The sequence below is a fragment of the Pseudomonas sp. K8 genome, from assembly GCF_014889455.1.
GTDB lineage: Bacteria > Pseudomonadota > Gammaproteobacteria > Pseudomonadales > Pseudomonadaceae > Aquipseudomonas > Aquipseudomonas veronii.
In genome coordinates this window covers 1-18,694 of sequence record NZ_VJWO01000018.1, presented here as the reverse complement: position 1 = coordinate 18,694, position 18,694 = coordinate 1, and the positions used below count along the sequence as shown (strand labels likewise).

Annotated in this window: 15 protein-coding genes and 1 pseudogene; 9 read left to right on the top strand and 7 right to left on the bottom strand. The window is 63.7% G+C overall.

From position 1 onward, the window contains the following. The first annotated feature begins 54 nt into the window (after nt 1–54). Together INT12_RS14805 and INT12_RS14800 are read left to right on the top strand one after the other, a co-directional pair. Nucleotides 55–822, top strand: a complete 768-nt coding sequence (locus INT12_RS14805) for a coniferyl-alcohol dehydrogenase (protein WP_057005578.1) — start codon at nt 55–57, stop codon at nt 820–822. Between the two features lie 81 nt (nt 823–903). Further along, nucleotides 904–1,851, top strand: coding sequence for a transporter (locus INT12_RS14800; RefSeq protein WP_193041099.1), 948 nt, complete (start codon nt 904–906; stop codon nt 1,849–1,851). Here INT12_RS14800 and mhpT (INT12_RS14795) read toward each other — a convergent pair. Further along, nucleotides 1,848–3,077, bottom strand: coding sequence for a 3-(3-hydroxy-phenyl)propionate transporter MhpT (gene mhpT / locus INT12_RS14795; protein ID WP_017847936.1), 1,230 nt, complete (start codon nt 3,075–3,077; stop codon nt 1,848–1,850). The genes INT12_RS14800 and mhpT (INT12_RS14795) overlap by 4 nt on opposite strands. Before the next feature lie 312 nt (nt 3,078–3,389). On the opposite strand from mhpT (INT12_RS14795), the gene INT12_RS14790 reads away from it, so the two are divergent. After that, on the top strand, nt 3,390–4,715 hold the full coding sequence (locus INT12_RS14790; protein WP_193041206.1) for an OprD family porin: 1,326 nt from the start codon (nt 3,390–3,392) through the stop codon (nt 4,713–4,715). Between the two features lie 4 nt (nt 4,716–4,719). On the opposite strand, the gene INT12_RS14785 is transcribed toward INT12_RS14790, so the two are convergent. After that, complete coding sequence (locus INT12_RS14785; RefSeq protein WP_193041207.1) at nt 4,720–5,208, bottom strand: MarR family winged helix-turn-helix transcriptional regulator; 489 nt, start codon at nt 5,206–5,208, stop codon at nt 4,720–4,722. A 213-nt stretch (nt 5,209–5,421) separates the two neighbouring features. Between INT12_RS14785 and INT12_RS14780 the strand changes: the two genes are divergently transcribed. The 6 genes from INT12_RS14780 (at nt 5,422) to INT12_RS14755 (ending at nt 13,575) form a co-directional block, all read left to right on the top strand. Further along, nucleotides 5,422–6,252 carry a p-hydroxycinnamoyl CoA hydratase/lyase gene (locus INT12_RS14780; RefSeq protein ID WP_017847933.1) on the top strand — a complete coding sequence of 277 codons (831 nt, stop codon included), beginning with the start codon at nt 5,422–5,424 and terminating at the stop codon, nt 6,250–6,252. Between the two features lie 108 nt (nt 6,253–6,360). Beyond that, entirely contained in the window at nt 6,361–7,809 is a 1,449-nt protein-coding gene (locus tag INT12_RS14775) for an aldehyde dehydrogenase (RefSeq protein WP_046383962.1), read from the top strand. Between the two features lie 62 nt (nt 7,810–7,871). Continuing rightward, nucleotides 7,872–9,746, top strand: a complete 1,875-nt coding sequence (locus INT12_RS14770; protein WP_193040952.1) for a feruloyl-CoA synthase — start codon at nt 7,872–7,874, stop codon at nt 9,744–9,746. Further along, nucleotides 9,743–10,984: a thiolase family protein gene (locus INT12_RS14765; protein ID WP_046483778.1), complete on the top strand. Its 1,242-nt coding sequence runs from the start codon at nt 9,743–9,745 to the stop codon at nt 10,982–10,984. The genes INT12_RS14770 and INT12_RS14765 overlap by 4 nt, the downstream gene beginning before the upstream one ends. 42 nt (nt 10,985–11,026) lie before the next feature. Further along, nucleotides 11,027–12,781, top strand: coding sequence for an acyl-CoA dehydrogenase family protein (locus INT12_RS14760; protein WP_193040953.1), 1,755 nt, complete (start codon nt 11,027–11,029; stop codon nt 12,779–12,781). Nucleotides 12,782–12,861: 80 nt separating this feature from the next. Further along, a complete protein-coding gene (locus tag INT12_RS14755) occupies nt 12,862–13,575 on the top strand; it encodes a GntR family transcriptional regulator (RefSeq protein ID WP_017847928.1) in 714 nt (237 codons plus the stop codon). 6 nt (nt 13,576–13,581) lie between these two features. Here INT12_RS14755 and INT12_RS14750 read toward each other — a convergent pair whose 3' ends face one another. From INT12_RS14750 to INT12_RS14730, 5 genes and pseudogenes are all read right to left on the bottom strand, one after another. Beyond that, the gene (locus tag INT12_RS14750; RefSeq protein WP_193040954.1) at nt 13,582–14,532 is read right to left on the bottom strand and encodes a PDR/VanB family oxidoreductase; all 951 of its coding nucleotides are present in this window, start codon (nt 14,530–14,532) and stop codon (nt 13,582–13,584) included. Nucleotides 14,533–14,561: 29 nt separating this feature from the next. Continuing rightward, nucleotides 14,562–15,623, bottom strand: a complete 1,062-nt coding sequence (locus tag INT12_RS14745; protein ID WP_046483772.1) for an aromatic ring-hydroxylating oxygenase subunit alpha — start codon at nt 15,621–15,623, stop codon at nt 14,562–14,564. A gap of 258 nt (nt 15,624–15,881) precedes the next feature. After that, entirely contained in the window at nt 15,882–17,153 is a 1,272-nt protein-coding gene (locus INT12_RS14740; protein ID WP_193058895.1) for an OprD family porin, read from the bottom strand. Nucleotides 17,154–17,228: 75 nt separating this feature from the next. Beyond that, a complete protein-coding gene (gene mhpT / locus INT12_RS14735) occupies nt 17,229–18,434 on the bottom strand; it encodes a 3-(3-hydroxy-phenyl)propionate transporter MhpT (protein WP_126586895.1) in 1,206 nt (401 codons plus the stop codon). A gap of 84 nt (nt 18,435–18,518) precedes the next feature. After that, a pseudogene (locus tag INT12_RS14730) lies at nt 18,519–18,694 on the bottom strand (4-hydroxy-2-oxovalerate aldolase); the annotation flags it as partial.

Below are 18,694 nucleotides of genomic sequence, written 5' to 3'. Positions count from 1 at the left end.
CTGGCTCATCGGTTTGATCCACCCATGCCTATACAAAAACAAGAGGGCTTGAACATGAACCTGCAGAACAAAACCTTGATCGTCACTGGCGTCGCTTCCGGCATTGGCGCCGAGCTGGCGCGGCTTGCGCGCTTCCAGGGGGCCACGGTGATCGGCGTTGATCGCCATGCACCGCAACTGACCCTGGATAGCTTCGTCCAGGCTGACCTGGGCGACCCTGCCAGCATCGATGCGCTGGTGGCACGCCTGCCGGCGCGCATCGATGGGCTGTGCAACATTGCCGGCGTGCCCGGTACGGCGCCCTTGCAAGCGGTGGCCACGGTCAATTACCTGGGGCTGCGGCACCTGACTCAATCGCTGCTGCCACGCATGCCGGCGGGCGGCAGCATCGTCAATGTCGCCTCGGTCCTCGGCGCGCAATGGCCGCAACGGCTGGAGCGGCACAAGGCCCTGGCCGCGACGCCAAGCTTCGAGGCAGGGCAGCAGTGGCTGGCGGCCAACCCGGTGGAGCAGGACAACTGTTATCAGTACTTCAAGGAAGCGCTGATCGTGTGGAGCTTCCAGCAATCCCAGGGCTGGTTTCGCGATCACTCGGTACGCATCAACTGCGTCGCGCCGGGGCCGGTGTTTACCCCGATCCTCGGCGATTTCGTCAGCATGCTCGGGCCGGAACGGGTGGCCGCAGACAGCCAGCGCATGACCCGGCCAGCCCTGGCCGATGAGGTGGCAGCGGTGATTGCCTTCCTCTGCTCGGACGCTGCGCGCTGGGTCAACGGGGTCAATCTGCCGGTGGACGGTGGCTTGGCCGCGACCTACGTGTAGCGCTTGCAGCGGCGCTAAACCCCGGCGCGGCGCCTCCGCGCCGGGGGTCTTGAACAACAACAAAAATACAGGACATCCAAGATGCTCAAGCCTATCTTGCGCACGGTTGCGGCCATGCCTTTTGTCGCACTGTCATCGATTGCACACGCTTACGACCTGCCCGGGCTCAACCTCGGTAGCACCAGTTTCTACGACGGCTCACCGGCTCCGGCCGGCCCTGGCTGGTACCTGGAGGAATACCTGACGTACTCCCGGGCCAGCCGCTTCAATGACGCCAACGGTCACAAGCTGGCGTTGCCCAGGCAGGACCTGGACGTGGTGGCGCCCACCACGCAGATCATCTACCTCGGGCAACCCCTGGCCAATGGTGCGATGCCGGGACTCACCCTGATCAACACCTCCCTGGTCCACGCAGATGTCGACGATGGCTTGAACAATGCGGCGCTGAGTTCTCGCGCCGGGTTTGGTGATGTGACTGTGGGGCCCTTCCTGCAACTGCCGACCCTGGGCCGCGCCGATGGCAGCCCGTTGTTGACCCAACGTGTCGAAGCCGATATCTCGGTGCCGGTGGGGGCCTATGACCGCAAGCGCTCGATCAACCCAGGCAGCAACTTCTGGTCATTCAACCCGTATTACGCGGCAACGTACTGGTTCAGCCCGAAGTGGTCGGCGAGCGGGCGTTTCATGTACCTGTGGAATGGCAAGAATGATGAGCCGCAGGCCGGTTTTGGGGATGTTTCCGATACCCAGGCCGGCCAGGCGTTGCATGCCAACCTGACCGTGCAATATGCCTTGAGCCAGCAACTGAGCGTGGGGGTGAACGGCTACTGGTTGAAGCAGATCACCGACACCCAGGTGGACGGGCACGCCGTGAGCGGGCGCCGGGAGAAGGTCTGGGCCATGGGCCCAGGCCTGTTATACGCCTTCAACAAGGAGAACGTGCTATCGGTGAACGCCTACTTTGAACAGCAGGCTGAGAACCGCACCGAGGGCAACAAACTGGTGCTCAATTGGCTGCACAAGTTCTAGGCTTTGGTGTGCCCGGCCGCTTCCGGGGTGGACAGGTTCAGTGGCGCCTTACGCACCATGACGGTGATGATGGCCAGCGCCGCGATCGCCAACCCGGGAGAGGTCGCCAGCAGGACGCCTGTGGTGCCCGCACCTGCGGCGAGCAGTTGTCCCGCCGCCAGCGGTCCGGCCACCGAGCCCAGCCGGCCAATGGCCACGGCCGCACCGACGCCGGTGGCGCGCACCGCCGTTGGATAGGAGGGCGGTGCCGATGCATAGAGCACCAACTGCGCGGCCATGACGAACAAGCCCGCGGCGAAACCGGCGATGGCCATGGGCACGATGCCCACCGACAGCCCGACCCCGGCCAGGGCCGCGAGCAATCCGGCATACACGAACAGCACCACTCTGAGGGCATTGCAGCGGTCCAGCAGGACACCGCCGAGCAGCGAGCCAAGGGCGCCGCCGATGTTGAACAGCATCTGCACCATGCCCGCCTGGGGTTTGCTGAAGCCTTGTTCGAGCAACAACGACGGCAGCCAGTTGAGCAGCATGTACATCACGGTCAGGGTGAAGAAGTAGCTGAGCCACAAGGCCAGCGTGGTGCCTGCGCGCCCTTCGCCGAACAGTGCCTGGCGAGTGGAGGGGCGGGCACTGAGGGTATTGTCGAGCTGTTGGCGAAAGGCATTGGACTCGGGCAGCAGCAGGATCATCAACGGCACGGCCAGCAAGGGCGCCAGGCCGCCGATGATAAAGGTGGTCTGCCAGTGTTCACTGGAAAACATCGCCACCACCGCCGCCAATGCGCCGCCCAACGGCACGCCGCAGTACATCACACTGATGGCGGTGCCCCGGCTGCGTTCGCTGACCGCTTCGGCGCACAGCGCGATCAGGTTGGGCAGCGCGGCACCCAGCCCGAGGCCGGTCAGAAAGCGCACCAACAGCAGGCTCGAGTAGCTTTCGACAAACGCGGTGCAAAGCGAGAACAGCCCGAACAGCAGCACGGCGATCACCAGGATTTTCTTGCGCCCGATTCGGTCGGCGACCCAGCCGCCGAAGAACGCCCCCGGCAGCAGGCCAATGATCCCGACGCTGAACACCCAACCGAGCATCTTCGGGTCCAGGGCAAAACTCTGGCGCAACCCCGCGGCGGCGGTTCCGGCGGCTTGCAGATCGAACCCTTCGATCAGCGCAACGATAAAGCACAACGCGATAGTCAGCGTCGAACGACGCGATGGACTGTCCATGGGCAAACCTCATTGTTGTTGTTTTTGTTGTGGTGGCGAGCGCAAGTGGCTGCTGCTGATTAAGATAACAAAGATAACTAAAAAATGAAGGGCGTATTAAAAATGCTAAAAACAGTAAATAAGTGCTTTAAATTCATGGTGTTGTGATGCGTGTCAGTGTTCATCATAAAAATAGATAGCTTTATTAATGTTCGATTATCGGTCAGTCGCTGTTGACGAGTGCCGTCGGCTGTTTCCATTCTCTATTGGCGAAGCCGAACGGGCCGAGCGTGTGCCACCCCCAAAAACAACAACAAAAAATGGACAACGAACATGCCAAAACTCCCGATGGAGGACGCCGTTGCAGTGGTGTCCGTCTCCTGTGTGTCGAACCGCAAGCCAGGCCTGGTCATGGCGTTGCTGGCCTTGAGCGTGTTGCCCTCCCAGCTGTGGGCGGCCGGCTTTATCGACGACAGCCACGGCACCTTGACCCTGCGCAATTACTATCTGGATCGCGACTACAAGGACGACGGTGCAAAGACCGCTGCGCGAGAATGGGCCCAGGCGTTCATCCTCAACCTGGAATCGGGGTACACCCCGGGCCCGCTGGGCTTTGGCCTGGATGTGCGCGGGTTGATGGGGGTCAAGCTCGATTCTTCGCCGGACCGCAGCGGCACCGAGTTGTTGCCGGTGTCGGCCAGCGACAAGCGTGCCGCCGATGAGTACTCGCGCCTGGCGCCGACCGCCAAGCTGCGGTTTGCCCAAACCACCGTGAAGACCGGTGACGTGTCGATCTTCCTGCCGTTCGCCTTTGCCAGCCCGTCGCGCCTGCTGCCGCAAACCTTTCGCGGCACCACCTTGAGCTCCAAGGACATCGACGGCCTGACCTTCAATACCGGCTATATCGACCGCATCAACAAACGCGACTCCACCAGCTACCAGGCCATGACCATCGCCTCGCCCAACCGGCGTTTCAACGCCACCGCCACCACCTCGCACCTGGCTTACGTCGGCGGTGACTACCAGGTCAACAAAGACCTCAGCCTGCGCGCCTATCACTCGCAGATAGCCGACCTCTACCAGCAGGACACCCTGGCGTTGCTGCACAATCTGCCCGTGGGCGATGGCGTGCTCACCAGCGACTTGCGCAGTTTCTTCAGTCGCGAGGACGGCAGCGCCAAGGCGGGGAACGTGGATAACCGCAACCTCTCGGCGTTGTTTGGCTACCGCCTGGGCGGTCACAAATTCAGCCTGGGCTACATGCATTCCAGTGGGGAGACGGCCACGCCCTATATCTCCGGGACGGAGCTGATGGGCATGAGCGAACTGACCATGAGTTCGGACTTTCTCAACGCCAAGGAGCGCACCTGGCAGGCGATCTACGACTATGACTTCGCGGCTTCCGGTTTACCGGGCCTGAAGGGCCGGCTGCGTTACGTGCGCGGCGATAACATCGAGCTGGCGGCATTCAACGCCGAGGATCGCAAGGAGCGCGAGTTCCAGATGGAGCTGGGCTACGTGATCCAGAGCGGCCCGCTGAAGAACGTCGGGCTGCTGGCGCGCAAGTCGATCTATCGCAATGACTTCCCGGCTGGCGCAGCATTTCGCGATGAAAACCAGACCCGTTTCCTGGTGCTCTACACCGTGGCGCTCTGGTAAGCCGTCAGTCCTGATACACCTTCTTCAGCAAGCGCAGCAGCTCTGCACGTTCCTCAGCGTCCAGGGCTGCGGTGGAGTCCAAGTCACTCTGGACGGCGATCTCTTTGAGCGCCTTGAGCAGGGTTTCGCCGGTCTTGCTGAGGAAGATCCCATAGGAGCGCTTGTCTGGTTTGCAGCGCACACGCACGGCGAGGGCGCGGCTTTCCAGCTTGTTCAGCAACGGCACCACCTGGGGCGGCTCAATCGCCAGCGCGCGAGCCAGGTCGGTCTGCATCAGGCCGGGATTCTGCTCGATGATCGCCAGGGCCGAGAACTGAGCGGGGCGCAGGTCGTGCTCGGCAAGCCGACCGATCAGGTTCTGGAACAGCTTGAGCTGGGCGCGCCGTATGGCGTAACCGATCAGGTCGTCCAGGGCCGAATCCAGCGGCGCACGCCCCTCAGTGATGTCGGGCAGGGCCAGGTTGGCGTCGGCGATGTTGGAAGGCTTGGCCATTGACAGTGCAATCCTCAGAAGGTGGAGGTTAAGAAAGCTATCTAGTTTGCCGAGGTTCGCGAGCCATGGCTATGCCGGCTTTTCATAACGCCCGAGCGGCTTAGGTTTTACAAGGGGAAAATATTGGTTATCAAGGTTAATAGTTAATTGACATAACTATATTTGCGGTTTAATTTCGAATCATCTTCCAACCAAGAACAAGAGCGTACCGTCATGAGCAATTACGAAGGCCGTTGGACCACCGTCAAGGTTGAAATCGAGGAAGGCATTGCCTGGGTCATTCTCAATCGCCCGGAAAAACGCAACGCCATGAGCCCGACCCTGAACCGCGAAATGATCGACGTCCTGGAAACCCTGGAGCAGGACCCCGACGCCGGCGTACTGGTACTGACCGGTGCCGGTGAAGCCTGGACCGCCGGCATGGACCTCAAGGAATACTTTCGCGAAGTGGATGCCGGCCCGGAAATCCTCCAGGAGAAAATCCGCCGCGAAGCCTCGCAATGGCAATGGAAACTGCTGCGCATGTACGCCAAGCCCACCATCGCCATGGTCAATGGCTGGTGCTTCGGCGGCGGCTTCAGCCCATTGGTGGCGTGCGACCTGGCGATCTGCGCCGACGAAGCCACCTTCGGCCTCTCGGAAATCAACTGGGGCATCCCACCGGGCAACCTGGTGAGCAAGGCCATGGCCGACACCGTGGGCCATCGTCAATCGCTGTACTACATCATGACCGGCAAGACCTTCGGCGGGCAGAAGGCCGCCGAGATGGGCCTGGTCAACGAAAGCGTACCGCTGGCGCAACTGCGCGAAGTGACCATCGAACTGGCGCGCAACCTGCTGGAGAAAAACCCGGTGGTGCTGCGGGCGGCCAAGCATGGCTTCAAGCGTTGCCGCGAACTGACCTGGGAGCAGAACGAGGATTACCTCTACGCCAAGCTCGATCAGTCGCGCTTGCTCGACACCGAAGGCGGCCGCGAGCAGGGCATGAAGCAGTTCCTCGACGACAAGAGCATCAAGCCCGGCCTGCAGACGTACAAACGCTGAGGCTGGCTGGCGAATGGCGGGCGCATCCCGCTGTTCGCCGCCTCACCCTGGCGCTACTGTGACATCGCTTGAATGCATTCCCCATAAAGACAATAAAGAGGAATCACCATGCTGGACGTGCCCCTGTTGATCGGCGGCCGGTCGTGCCCCGCCCGTGACGGTCGAACCTTCGAGCGTCGCAACCCGGTGACCGGTGAAGTGGTTTCGCGGGTTGCCGCCGCGACCCTGGACGATGCCGACGCCGCCGTGGCCGCAGCCCAGGCGGCGTTCCCCGGCTGGGCCGCGCTGGCGCCGAACGAACGCCGCACCCGGTTGCTCAAGGCGGCCGAACACTTGCAGGCGCGCAGCGCCGAATTCATTGCCGCCGCTGGCGAAACCGGCGCCATGGCCAACTGGTATGGCTTCAACGTGCGCCTGGCGGCCAACATGCTGCGTGAAGCGGCGTCGATGACCACCCAGATCACGGGCGAAGTGATTCCCTCCGATGTCCCCGGCAGTTTCGCCATGGCCCTGCGTCAGCCGTGCGGCGTGGTGCTGGGGATTGCGCCGTGGAATGCCCCGGTCATCCTCGCCACGCGCGCCATCGCCATGCCGCTGGCCTGCGGCAATACCGTGGTGCTCAAGGCTTCGGAGTTAAGCCCGGCAGTGCATCGCCTGATTGGCCAGGTCTTGCAGGATGCCGGGCTGGGCGATGGCGTGGTCAACGTCATCAGCAACGCACCGGCCGATGCCGCCGCGATTGTCGAACGGCTGATCGCCAACCCGGCGGTGCGCCGGGTCAACTTCACCGGCTCGACCCATGTCGGGCGGATTGTCGGCGAACTCTCGGCGCGTCACCTCAAGCCGGCCTTGCTGGAGTTGGGCGGCAAGGCGCCGCTCCTGGTGCTCGACGACGCCGACCTGGATGCGGCGGTTGCCGCGGCAGCGTTTGGTGCCTACTTCAACCAGGGGCAGATTTGCATGTCCACCGAGCGCCTGATTGTCGATGCCAAGGTCGCCGATGCGTTTATCGCCAAGCTGACCGCCAAGGTCGCCAGCCTGCGCGCCGGTGACCCCGCGGCGGCGGATTCGGTCTTGGGTTCCCTGGTGGATGCCAGTGCCGGTACGCGCATCAAGGCCCTGATCGACGATGCGCTGGACAAGGGCGCACGGCTGGTCGCGGGCGGCCAGTTGGAGGGCAGCATCCTGCAGCCGACCCTGATCGATGGCGTCACCGAGAACATGCGCTTGTACCGCGAAGAATCCTTCGGCCCGGTGGCGGTGTTGCTGCGCGGTGACGGTGATGAAGCACTGCTGCGCCTGGCCAACGACTCCGAGTTCGGCCTGTCGGCGGCGATCTTCAGCCGCGACACCGGGCGTGCGCTGGCGCTGGCGCAGCGGGTGGAGTCGGGCATTTGCCACATCAACGGGCCGACCGTGCATGACGAGGCGCAGATGCCCTTTGGCGGGGTCAAGTCCAGCGGTTACGGCAGCTTTGGCGGCAAGGCGTCGATTGAACACTTCACGCAATTGCGCTGGGTGACCTTGCAGAACGGGCCGCGGCATTACCCGATCTGAGCAGGCGTCGCGACATAACAATAACAAGGCGGCTGTGATCCGCCTTGCTGGAGGACACCCTTGTGAGTTCCGAATTCAGACCGCAACCCCAGCCCGCACCGCGCTACCGCGAGGTCTCCATCGGCCACGCCCCGGTGGCGGTCACTGAAGAGCAGGGCGTGCTGCATATGCGTTCCCTGGAGCCATTGGCCGAGTTGCCGGCGCGCTTGCTCGATCGTCTGGTGCATTGGGCCCGGGTGCGTCCCGAGCAGACCTTCATTGCCGCACGCCAGGCCGATGGTGACTGGCGTCGCGTCAGCTACGCGCAGATGCTTGAGAGCGTGCGGGCGATTGCCCAGGCCTTGCTGAGTTACGGCCTGTCAGCAGACAAGCCGCTGGCGTTGCTGTCGGGCAACGACATCGAGCATCTGCAACTGGCCCTCGGCGCGATGTACGCCGGTATCCCTTACTGCCCGGTGTCGCCGGCGTATTCGTTGTTGTCCCAGGACTTCGCCAAGCTGCGGCATGTATGCGACCTGCTGCAGCCGGGGCTGGTGTTCGTCAGCGATGCGGCGGCCTACCAGCGCGCGCTCGACGCGGTATTGCCGGCCGAGACGCCGCTGATCTGCGTGCGCGGCCATGTGCCGGGACGCACCCAGGTCAGCTTCGCGAGCCTGCTGCAAACCCCGGGCGGCAGTGCGGCCGATCAGGCGTTCAATGCCACCGGCCCGGACAGCATCGCCAAGTTTCTTTTCACCTCGGGCTCGACCAAATTGCCCAAGGCGGTGATCACCACGCAACGCATGCTCTGCGCCAACCAGCAGATGTTGTTGCAGACGTTTCCGGTGTTCGGCGAAGAGCCGCCGGTGCTGGTGGACTGGTTGCCGTGGAATCACACCTTCGGCGGCAGCCACAACGTCGGCATCGTGCTCTACAACGGCGGCACCTTTTACCTCGACGCTGGCAAGCCCACGGCCCAGGGGTTTGCCGAGACCCTGCGCAACCTCAAGGAGGTGTCGCCCACGGCCTATCTGACGGTGCCCAAGGGCTGGGAAGAATTGGTCAGCGCCCTGGAGCAGGATGCCGAGTTGCGCGAGTGCTTTTTTGCGCGAATGAAATTGTTTTTCTTCGCCGCCGCGGGCCTGTCGCAAAGTGTCTGGGACCGCCTCGACCGGGTGGCCGAACAGCACTGCGGAGAACGCATCCGCATGATGGCGGGGCTGGGCATGACCGAAGCCGCGCCATCCTGCACCTTCACCACCGGGCCGTTGTCCATGGCCGGCTATATCGGCTTGCCCGCGCCGGGCTGCGAGGTGCGCCTGGTGCCGGTGGACGGCAAGTTCGAAGGGCGCTTCCGCGGGCCGCACATCATGCCGGGGTACTGGCGGGCACCGGAACAAACCGCCGAGGTGTTCGACCCGCACGGCTTCTATTGTTCAGGGGACGCGATCAAGCTCGCCGACCCGAATCGGCCGCAACTGGGGCTGATGTTCGACGGGCGCATCGCCGAGGATTTCAAACTGTCCTCCGGGGTGTTTGTCAGCGTCGGGCCGTTGCGCAATCGCGCGGTGCTGGAAGGCTCGCCGTATGTGCAGGACCTGGTGATTGCCGCGCCGGACCGCGAATGCCTGGGCGCCCTGGTCTTCCCCAGGCTCTACGAATGCCGCCGGCTGGCGGGCTTGAACGCCGACGCGAGCGACGCCGACGTACTCGCCAGCGCGCCGGTGCGCCAATGGTTCGGCGACTGGTTGCAGCGCCTCAATCGCGACGCCACCGGCAATGCCAGCCGTTTGGAATGGATTGCCTTGCTCGACGAGCCGGCGTCTATCGACCGTGGGGAAATTACCGACAAGGGGTCGATCAACCAGCGTGCAGTACTGCAATGGCGCGCGGCCAAGGTCGAGGCGCTGTATCGCGGTGAAGATGCTGCGATCCTGCGTGCCGAGCCCAAGCCTTGAGCGGCGTGGGGCAGTATTCGGCGTTTGCCGACGTGGCGATTTACGAGGCGCTACGCACGCCGTGGGTCGACCTCGGTGGCGCCTTGTCCCTGGTCTCGCCCATCGACCTGGGGATCAAGGTCGGCCGTGAAGTCCTGGCCCGTGCCGGTATCGACCCGCTGGCGGTGGACAGCGTGCTGGCCGGCTCCATGGCCCAGGCCAGCTTCGATGCCTATTTGCTGCCGCGGCATGTCGGGTTGTACAGCGGCGTGGCGCAATCGGTGCCGGCGCTGGGGGTGCAGCGCATCTGCGCCACGGGTTTCGAGCTGTTGCGCCAGGCCGCTGAGCAACTGCGCGACGAGGTGCAACTGGCCTTGTGCGTGGCCAGTGAGTCGATGTCCCGCAACCCGATTGCGGCCTACACCCACCGGGATGGGTTTCGTCTCGGTGGCGAAGTGCAATTCAAGGATTTTCTCTGGGAAGCCCTATACGACCCGGCTCCGGGGCTGGACATGATCGCCACCGCCGACCACCTGGCGCGCCGCCATGGCCTGAGCCGCGAGGCTGTGGACCGTTACGCCTGCGCGAGCCATCAGCGTGCGTTGCAGGCGCAGCGTGACGGTGCGTGGGCTGAAGAGATCGTGACGGTCGATAACCAAGTGTTCGAGCTGGAGGGGTATCAGCCGCGTGGCATCAGCCTGGCACGCCGCGCCGCTGCCGTCACCCAGGACAGCCACCCACGGCCCACCGACCTTGCGGCCCTGGCACGCTTGCGCGCCGTGCATGCCAATGGCGTGCAAACCGCTGGCAACAGCTGCGCGGTGGTCGATGGTGCAGCGGCAGCCCTGGTCGGGCGCGCCTCGGCCTGCCCGCGTGCGCCCCTGGCCCGGCTGCTGGCCAGCGCGGTGGTCGGTGTGGCGCCGGAGTTCATGGGCATCGGTCCGGCGCCGGCGATCCGCTTGCTGCTGCATCGCAGCGGGTTGAGCCTGGATCACATCGGCCGTTTCGAGATCAACGAAGCGCAGGCGGCCCAGGTATTGGCGGTGGCCCAGGAACTGGAGCTGGACAGCACCCGGCTCAACGTCCAGGGTGGTTCGCTGGCGGTGGGGCATCCATTGGCTGCCACCGGCCTGCGCTTGGTCATGACGCTGGCCGGGCAATTACGCCGGCACAACCTGCGCTACGGGATTGCCGCTGCGTGCGTCGGCGGTGGGCAGGGCATGGCGTTGTTGATCGAGAACCCGGCCTATCGCGGTTGAGCGTTCAACGGTGTAACTCCTTTTTATTCGATGAGGTTTGCCATGTGGAGCTATCAGGCGCCGCTGCGCGATATGCAATTTGTGCTTGAACATTGGCTGCAAGCCCCCCAGGCGTGGAGCCATGTTCCGGCGTTCGAAGCGTTGGACATGTCTCTCGCCGTTCAAGTGTTGGAGGAAGCGGCGCGCTTCAGCCAGGGGGTGCTGGCGCCCCTGAACAGTAGCGGCGATCGTCAAGGCTGTCGCTGGAACGCCGGCCAGGTCAGCACGCCGGACGGTTTCGCCGAGGCCTATCGCGCCTATGTCGATGGTGGCTGGCCGGCCTTGGCGTGCGCCGAAGGGCAGGGCGGCCAGGGGTTGCCGCAACTGCTCGACGCGGCGCTGCAAGAGATGCTCTACGCCAGCAACCACGCGTGGGCCATGTACACCGGGATCGCCCACGGCGCCTACCTCTGCCTCAAGACCCACGCCGCGCCCTGGTTGCAGGCGCGTTACTTGCCCGAGATCGTCAGTGGGCATGCCTTGCCCACCATGTGCCTGACCGAGCCCCAGGCCGGCAGCGATGTCGGGTTGCTGCGCTGTCGCGCGACCCCCGAGGGCGATGGCCGTTATCGCCTGCAGGGTAACAAGTTGTTTATCTCCGGCGGCGAGCACGACCTCACGCCCAATATCCTGCACCTGGTACTGGCGCGCCTGCCCGATGCGCCGCCGGGCAGTCGCGGCCTTTCACTGTTCCTAGTGCCCAAGCGACTGGACGACGGCCAGGCCAACGCAGTGCATTGCGACGGCATTGAACACAAGATGGGCATCAAGGGCAGCGCCACGTGCTCGCTGGTGTTCGACGGCGCCCAAGGCTGGCTGATCGGCGACGCCAACCGCGGCCTGGCGGCGATGTTCGTGATGATGAACTCGGCGCGCCTGCATGTCGGCCTGCAAGGCCTGGGGCATGTCGAGGCGGCTTGGCAGAACGCTGCGCAATACGCCGCCGAGCGCGTGCAAATGCGTGCGCCGTCGAGGCCGCAAGGGGTATCGACCCAAGCGGCTGACCCTATCCGTTATCACCCGGCGATGCGCCGCGTGTTGCTGGAGTTGCGCACGGCCAGCGAGGGGATGCGGGCCATCGGTTATTGGGCCGCGCATTTACTCGATCAGGCCGAGCACGACCCGGACCCGCAAGCGCGAGCGTGCGCCGGTCAACTGGCGCAGTTGCTGACGCCGATCATCAAGGCGTTTTTCACCGAGCAGGGTTTTCGTCAGGCGAGCAATGCCTTGCAGGTCTTCGGCGGTTACGGCTACGTCGCCGAGTTCGCCATCGAGCAAACGCTGCGCGACAGTCGCATCGCGATGATCTATGAGGGCAGCAACGAGATCCAGGCCAATGACCTGCTGCTGCGCAAGGTGCTGGGCGATGAGGGGCGAGCCTTCGACTTGCTGCTGGCAGTGCTGCGCACCGAGGCCGGGCAGGGCGACCAATGCGCCGCGTGTGCAGGTTTCGCCGAAGCGCTGGGCAACCTGTGTGACGCACTGGCCCGTGTGGTCGAGGCCATACGTGAACGGGCGCTGGAAGACAGCGAGTACCCCTATCGGGCCGCGCCGGACTTTCTCCAGTTATGCGGCGTGGCCCTGCTGGCCCTGGCATGGGCGCGGGCCGCTCGGGTTTCCCGGGCATTGCCCGAGGACGATCCGTTGCGCGCCGCCAAGCTGCAAAGCGCCGGGTTCTTTTTCGATTACCTGCCGTCCCGGTTGGCGCAGCACCTGGGCGCGATAGACGCGGCACGCGCGGCGTTGGCGTTCGTCTGACGGGGGGCGGATGCTTACGGTACTACTTGCGGTACTACTAGCGGTACTATGGCGACCCACGTTTTCTGGAAGTTGCCTGGATGAGTAAACCCGGTCAATTGGTGCTGGTTGCACTGCGCAAGATGATCGCCAGCGGCGAGTTGGCGGCGGGCGAGCGGCTGATGGAGATTCCCACGGCGCAACTGTTCGGTGTGTCACGCATGCCCGTGCGTATGGCGTTCCGTACCCTTGAGCAGGAAGGGCTGCTGGTGCCGTTTGGCGGGCGTGGGTATCAGGTGCGTTCGGTCAGCCCGGACGACATTGCCGGCGCCGTCGAAGTGCGTGGCGTGCTCGAGGGCCTGGCTGCGCGTCAAACCGCCGAGCGCGGGTTGTCCGACGCGGCGCGTGCCACGCTCGAGCGCTGCCTGGTGGAAGGCGATCAACTGTTCGACAAAGGGTACGTGACCGAGGACGACCTTGAGGTCTATCACGACCTGAACATGCGCTTTCACCGCGTCATTGTGGAAGGCAGCCACAACCCGGCGATCGCCGACGCACTGGCACGCAATGATCACCTGCCGTTCGCATCGGTCACCGCGCTGGCGGTGGATCGCGACGACATGGTCCGCGAATACCGGCGTTTCAACTATGCCCACATGCAACATCACTCGGTCTTCGATGCCCTGGTCAATCGCCAGGGCGCGCGGGCCGAAGCGATCATGCGCGAGCACGCCAACGCGACCTTGCGCTATGCCGAGATCTTCGGTTCCGCGACCGCCAACGCGCGGATGAAGGTCATTTTGCCCACGGCGTGACGCCTTTCAGAGATCGAGCACCAGCAGCGGGGTTTTCGCGCGCGAGCAGCAGGGGGTGAACTGGTCGTTCAGCGCTTGTTCCTGCTCGGTGAGGAACAGGTCGCGGTGCTCCGGTATGCCTTCGAGCACGCGGGTCAGGCAGGTTCCGCAAATCCCTTGTTCGCACGACACGGCAATCTCGATACCGTGGCTTTCCAGGACCTGGACCACGCTCCGGTCGGCGGGTACGTCGAAGACCTGGCCGCTGCTGGCGAGCTTCACCGAAAACCCCGCGTCGAGGCTGCTGTCCAGCGGCGCCGCAGCGAAGTATTCGCGGTGCAGGCATTCCTCCTGCCAGCCCTGGGCCCGAGCGCTGTCGAGCACATGCTGCATGAAACCGCCGGGGCCGCACACATACAGGTGGACGTTGGCGTCGGGCGCCGCCAGCACCTGGGCGGTGTTCATTGCCGTATGGGGCTGCTCGTCGAAATGCAGGAACACGCGCTCGGCGAACGATGAGTCCTTGAGGCGTTGCACAAAAGCGGCGCGTTCACTGGCGCGGGCGCAATAATGCAGTTCGAAGTCAGCCCCGACATGGGCCAGGCGCTCGGCCATGCACAGGATCGGGGTGATGCCGATGCCGCCGGCGAACAGCAGGCTGCGTCGGGCTTCGTGCGCCAGCGGGAACAGGTTGCGCGGTTCGCTGATCTGCAGGCGGGCGCCCGTCTGTATGTGTTCGTGCAAGCAACGGGAGCCGCCACGGGAGGCCGGGTCGTTGAGCACGCCGATCAGGTAGCGATGCCGTTCTTCCGGATGATTGCACAGGGAATACTGACGGACCACGCCGTCGGGCAGGCACACGTCGATATGCGCGCCAGCGCTGAAGGCCGGCAGCGCCTGGCCATCGACGCGGGCCAATTCAAAGCTGCAAATGTCCTGGGCTTCGTTGTTGCGGGATACCACCACCACATCGATCATGTTCAGTCCTCGTAGCGTTAGCGCGCGGTTCAGGCGCGGGTCGTGGTGATCAGTTGCGGCGCGAGGGCGCGCTCCTTGGCGATCAGCCGTTCGAGGACCTTGCGTGACTGCACGCCACCGGCATCGATATTGAGCTTGAGCAGATTGCGCGTCGGGTGGGCCAGCAGGTTCTGTTGCTGGCGTTCAAGCATCTCCAGGTCTTCGCTGAAAATCTTGCCCTGGCCTTCGCGAATGCTGGCGGTCAGTGCCTGGTCCTGAGGGTTGAAGTTGCGCGCCATGCCCCAGAAGTACCAGATCGATGTCTCGGTTTGCGGGGTGATGAAGTCCACCACGATGCTCGCGGCCTTGTGCTCGGGCGCGGCGTGGTAGCCGCCCTTGCCGGCGTGGGCCACGCCGACTTCGATCAGCACATGGCTGGGCGGGGTGAAGCGGCAGATCTGCCAGCGGTCCACCGGCACGTCATCGGCGAGGTTATTGCCACGCAGGGCCATGCGCCAGAACGGCGGGGCCATGATGTTTTCCATGTGGCGGGCGGTGACGACTTCATCGCCTTCGACCGTGGTCACGGGCGGCGCTTCGTCGATTTCCTTCTGGCCGATGCTGGAGGCGTGGACGTAGGTTTCGTGGGTCAGGTCCATCAGGTTGTCGATCATCAGGCGGTAGTCGCACTGGATGTCAAACAGACCGCCGCCATAGGCCCACTGGTCGCTCACGGCCCATTCCAAGTGGTGGATCAACGCCGGGTCGGCCAGGGCCTGATCGCCGGGCCACACCCAGATGAAACCGTAGCGTTCCACCGCAGCGAAGGTCTTGTTGCAGGGAAACCCGCGCACCCGCTGCCCGGGCATTTCGACGGTCTTGCCGTCGTCCCCCATGACCAGGCCATGGTAGCCGCAGACCAGCTTGCCGTTCTCCACATAGCCCAACGAGAGCGGCGCGCCGCGGTGCGGACAGAAGTCCTCGACAGCCACGACGGCGCCTTCCAGCCCGCGATAAAACACCATTTTTTCCCCGCAGATCTGCCGACCCAGCGGCTTTTGCGCGATTTCATCGGGGGTGCAGGCGACATACCACGTGTTCTTGGGGTACATGGTGACTCTCCAGGCGAGTGATTGTTCTTATTTAATGGATCCATTAAATGAAGTGCGTCACTTTGAGTCAACATGATCTGCGGTTTTATTGCGTTTTATTTGGGCGATTATCGATCATCTGTTTGTTATGGATCCACTGATTGCATTTTTGTCGGCTGATAACCCGGCCCGAGGCCGGGTTTGTGTTGCTCCAGAAGGCCTATGCGACGGCCACATTTGAACGATCCGCCCAGCCCAGGTGAATCACTGGGCGGTCATTCACCATAGCTTCCAGGTGTAATCGACATTCACCCGTAGCTCATTGTCATCCCGATGGCTGGCCTGGGCGGCGAAATCATTGCGGTACCATGCGTTGCGCACGCGCAGATTCAGGCCTTTAAGGGGCGTGCTCTGAAGCACATAGTTCAGTTCGATATCTTTTTCGCTTTCCTTCAGGTTGCTGCCGCCCAGTTTGGGTAACTCAATGTTGTCGCCGCTGACGTAACGCAGCATGCCATTGAGCCCGGGCAAGCCCAGCGCGGCAAAGTTGTAGTCATAGCGCACCTGCCAACTGCGCTCCTTGGGGTTGAGAAACTCCGAGCTCAGCGTGCCTTCGGTGATCACCAACGGCTCGGTGCCGAACAGGTAAGGCATGGCGGTCTTGCCGGTCAGTTGCATGTAGCCGGCGCCGAATTTGTGCGCGCCCAGGCTGTACGTCAGCATCAGGGCGGCGTTGCGATTGTCCACGGGGCCGGCCTTGGCGGCACCGTTTTCAGCGGTGACGAACAGGCGCACGTCGCTTTTCAGGCGGCCGGGGCCCATCGGGCGATTGTCGACGAAACCGTAGAAATCCTTGCGATAAAGGTCAGCCAGTTCGGCGTGGTAGTACTTGAGCGTCAGTTGCGGCGACCAGGCATAGTCGCCGCCGAGGAAGGTAAAACGGTCGGATTCGGCGGCGCCATTGAAGCGGCCGTTGGGCGAGGCTACCGACATTTTCTGGTAGTGGGTGGAGTCGCGCAGGTTGATGCGGTCGAGCCAGCCGACGTGCAGGGTCAGGTTGTCGATCTCCTGGGACTTGAGGTACGTGCCGCGGAAGGTCTGCGGCAGCAGGCGGGTAGGGCTGGCGAAGGCGATTGGCAGAAACGTGCTGATGGTCCCCAGTTGCAACTCGCTCTTCGAGGCCCGGGCCTTGGCGGTCAGGCCCAGCTCCGAATATTCGCTGGCCGGTTCACGGGTCTGGTGGTTGTACGGTAGCAGGCCGGTGCCCGGGCGTGCGGGCGAGGAGTCCAGACGTGCGCCCAGCAAACCCTGGGCGTCCAGGCCGAAGCCGACAGGCCCTTCGGTATAGCCCGAACGCATGTTGAGAATGAAGCCCTGCGCCCACTCGCGGGCAGCCGCCTGCGGCGTGGCGTTCACGTAATTGCGATCGAAGTAATAGTTGCGTATCACCAGATCGGCCTGGCTGTCGTCGACAAAACCGGCGGCGCAGGCCTGGTCTACGAAAAAAACGCAGGTGCAGGCGCTGACGCCCCGAAAGAAGTTCCTGAGCATGGCAGTGTTCACTTTTATTGTTGTAGGGGTAAGCCCCGCGCCATCGTGGCGCGGAAGGCGAGTACGGATTGGCGCTCAGTCAGCCGGGCAGCGGTTGCGGCGTACCGACAGGTAAAACATCGCCAGCGCGGCGATGACAATGCCGGGTGCCGAGGCCATCATCACGCCCGTGGTGCCCGTGCCCAGTGCGAGCATCTTGCCGGCCACCAACGGGCCGCTCATCGCACCCAACCGGCCAATGGCGACGGCGCTGCCGACGCCCGTGGCGCGAATTGACGGACGATAGAAATGCGGGGCCAAGGCATACAGCACACATTGCCCGCCCGTGGCGAAGAAACCGGCGACGAAGCCGGCCGCCAGCATGCTGTGCAATTGGGTGGCCATGCCCAGCGCAGTCAGTGACGCGAGGATGCCGAGGTAAATCAGCGCCGACAACGCCCAGGCCGGCAGGCGATCCATGACCCAGCCCAGCAACAACGTGCCGGCCGCCGCGCCAAATTGCAGCGCGAGCATCACCCAACTGGCCTGAGAACCGCTGAAGCCCTGGCCGACCAACAGGCTCGGCAGCCAGTTGATCAGGATGTAAACCACCATGAGCGTAAAGAAGTAGCTGACCCAGATCATCACGGTCGGCCATGCCGCGCCCCCGCGGAACAGCCCGCTGGCCACACTGATCGGCGCGGCGTCGCGCACGCTGCGAAACGCCGCGGATTCCGGCAGATAAACCCCCAGCAGCGGCACGATCAGCAACGGCACGATACCGCCGACGTAGAACACCACTTGCCAGCCGCCGGCCAGTTGCGCGATGCCAATGCTGGCCGCCAGCGCCGCGCCCAGGGGCACGCCGCAATACATCAGGCTCACGGCGCTGCCACGCAGGCGCGGGCCAGCCACTTCACTGGTCAGCGCGATCAGGTTAGGCAATGCCGCGCCCAGGCCGACGCCCGTGAGGCAGCGCGCAACCAGCAGGCTGTTGAAGTCCCAGGCCATGGTCGTGACCAGCGAGAACAATCCGAATAGCGCAACCGAGGCCATCAACACCCGTTTGCGGCCGATGCGATCAGCCAGCAAACCGCCGAGAAACGCTCCGGGCAGCAGGCCGAAAATGCCGGCGCTGAAGACCCAGCCCATGTGTAGTTTGTCCAGTTGGAACGCTGCCGCCATGCCTTGGGCGGCGATGCCCGAGGCTTGCAGGTCGAGGCCTTCCATCAGGGCGACGAGGAAGCACAGACCGATGGTCCGCGCCATGTACAACGGTGTCAGCACGTTTAGCGATGTCATGGGAAATACCCGTTTTATTGTTGTAATGGGCACAGCAAAACCGTCCGGCCGCTGCGTGGGCGACCGGACGGGGAGATGCACGGTTCAGCGTTTGAGCAGGTCCAGCGCGACGTCGACGATCATGTCTTCCTGACCACCGACCATCCGGCGTTTGCCCAGCTCGACGAGGATGTCCACGGTCTTCAAACCGTACTTGGCCGCAGCGATTTCGGCATGGCGCAGGAAGCTCGAATAGACCCCGGCATACCCCAGCGCCAGGG

Bases quoted from the DNA above. Each gene is read 5' to 3' on its own strand.
- INT12_RS14805 (WP_057005578.1), top strand. From the start codon at position 55: ATGAACCTGCAGAACAAAACCTTGATCGTCACTGGCGTCGCTTCCGGC.
- INT12_RS14800 (WP_193041099.1), top strand. From the start codon at position 904: ATGCTCAAGCCTATCTTGCGCACGGTTGCGGCCATGCCTTTTGTCGCA.
- mhpT (WP_017847936.1), bottom strand. From the start codon at position 3,077: ATGGACAGTCCATCGCGTCGTTCGACGCTGACTATCGCGTTGTGCTTT.
- INT12_RS14790 (WP_193041206.1), top strand. From the start codon at position 3,390: ATGCCAAAACTCCCGATGGAGGACGCCGTTGCAGTGGTGTCCGTCTCC.
- INT12_RS14785 (WP_193041207.1), bottom strand. From the start codon at position 5,208: ATGGCCAAGCCTTCCAACATCGCCGACGCCAACCTGGCCCTGCCCGAC.
- INT12_RS14780 (WP_017847933.1), top strand. From the start codon at position 5,422: ATGAGCAATTACGAAGGCCGTTGGACCACCGTCAAGGTTGAAATCGAG.
- INT12_RS14775 (WP_046383962.1), top strand. From the start codon at position 6,361: ATGCTGGACGTGCCCCTGTTGATCGGCGGCCGGTCGTGCCCCGCCCGT.
- INT12_RS14760 (WP_193040953.1), top strand. From the start codon at position 11,027: ATGTGGAGCTATCAGGCGCCGCTGCGCGATATGCAATTTGTGCTTGAA.
- INT12_RS14755 (WP_017847928.1), top strand. From the start codon at position 12,862: ATGAGTAAACCCGGTCAATTGGTGCTGGTTGCACTGCGCAAGATGATC.
- INT12_RS14750 (WP_193040954.1), bottom strand. From the start codon at position 14,532: ATGATCGATGTGGTGGTGGTATCCCGCAACAACGAAGCCCAGGACATT.
- INT12_RS14745 (WP_046483772.1), bottom strand. From the start codon at position 15,623: ATGTACCCCAAGAACACGTGGTATGTCGCCTGCACCCCCGATGAAATC.
- INT12_RS14740 (WP_193058895.1), bottom strand. From the start codon at position 17,153: ATGCTCAGGAACTTCTTTCGGGGCGTCAGCGCCTGCACCTGCGTTTTT.
- mhpT (WP_126586895.1), bottom strand. From the start codon at position 18,434: ATGACATCGCTAAACGTGCTGACACCGTTGTACATGGCGCGGACCATC.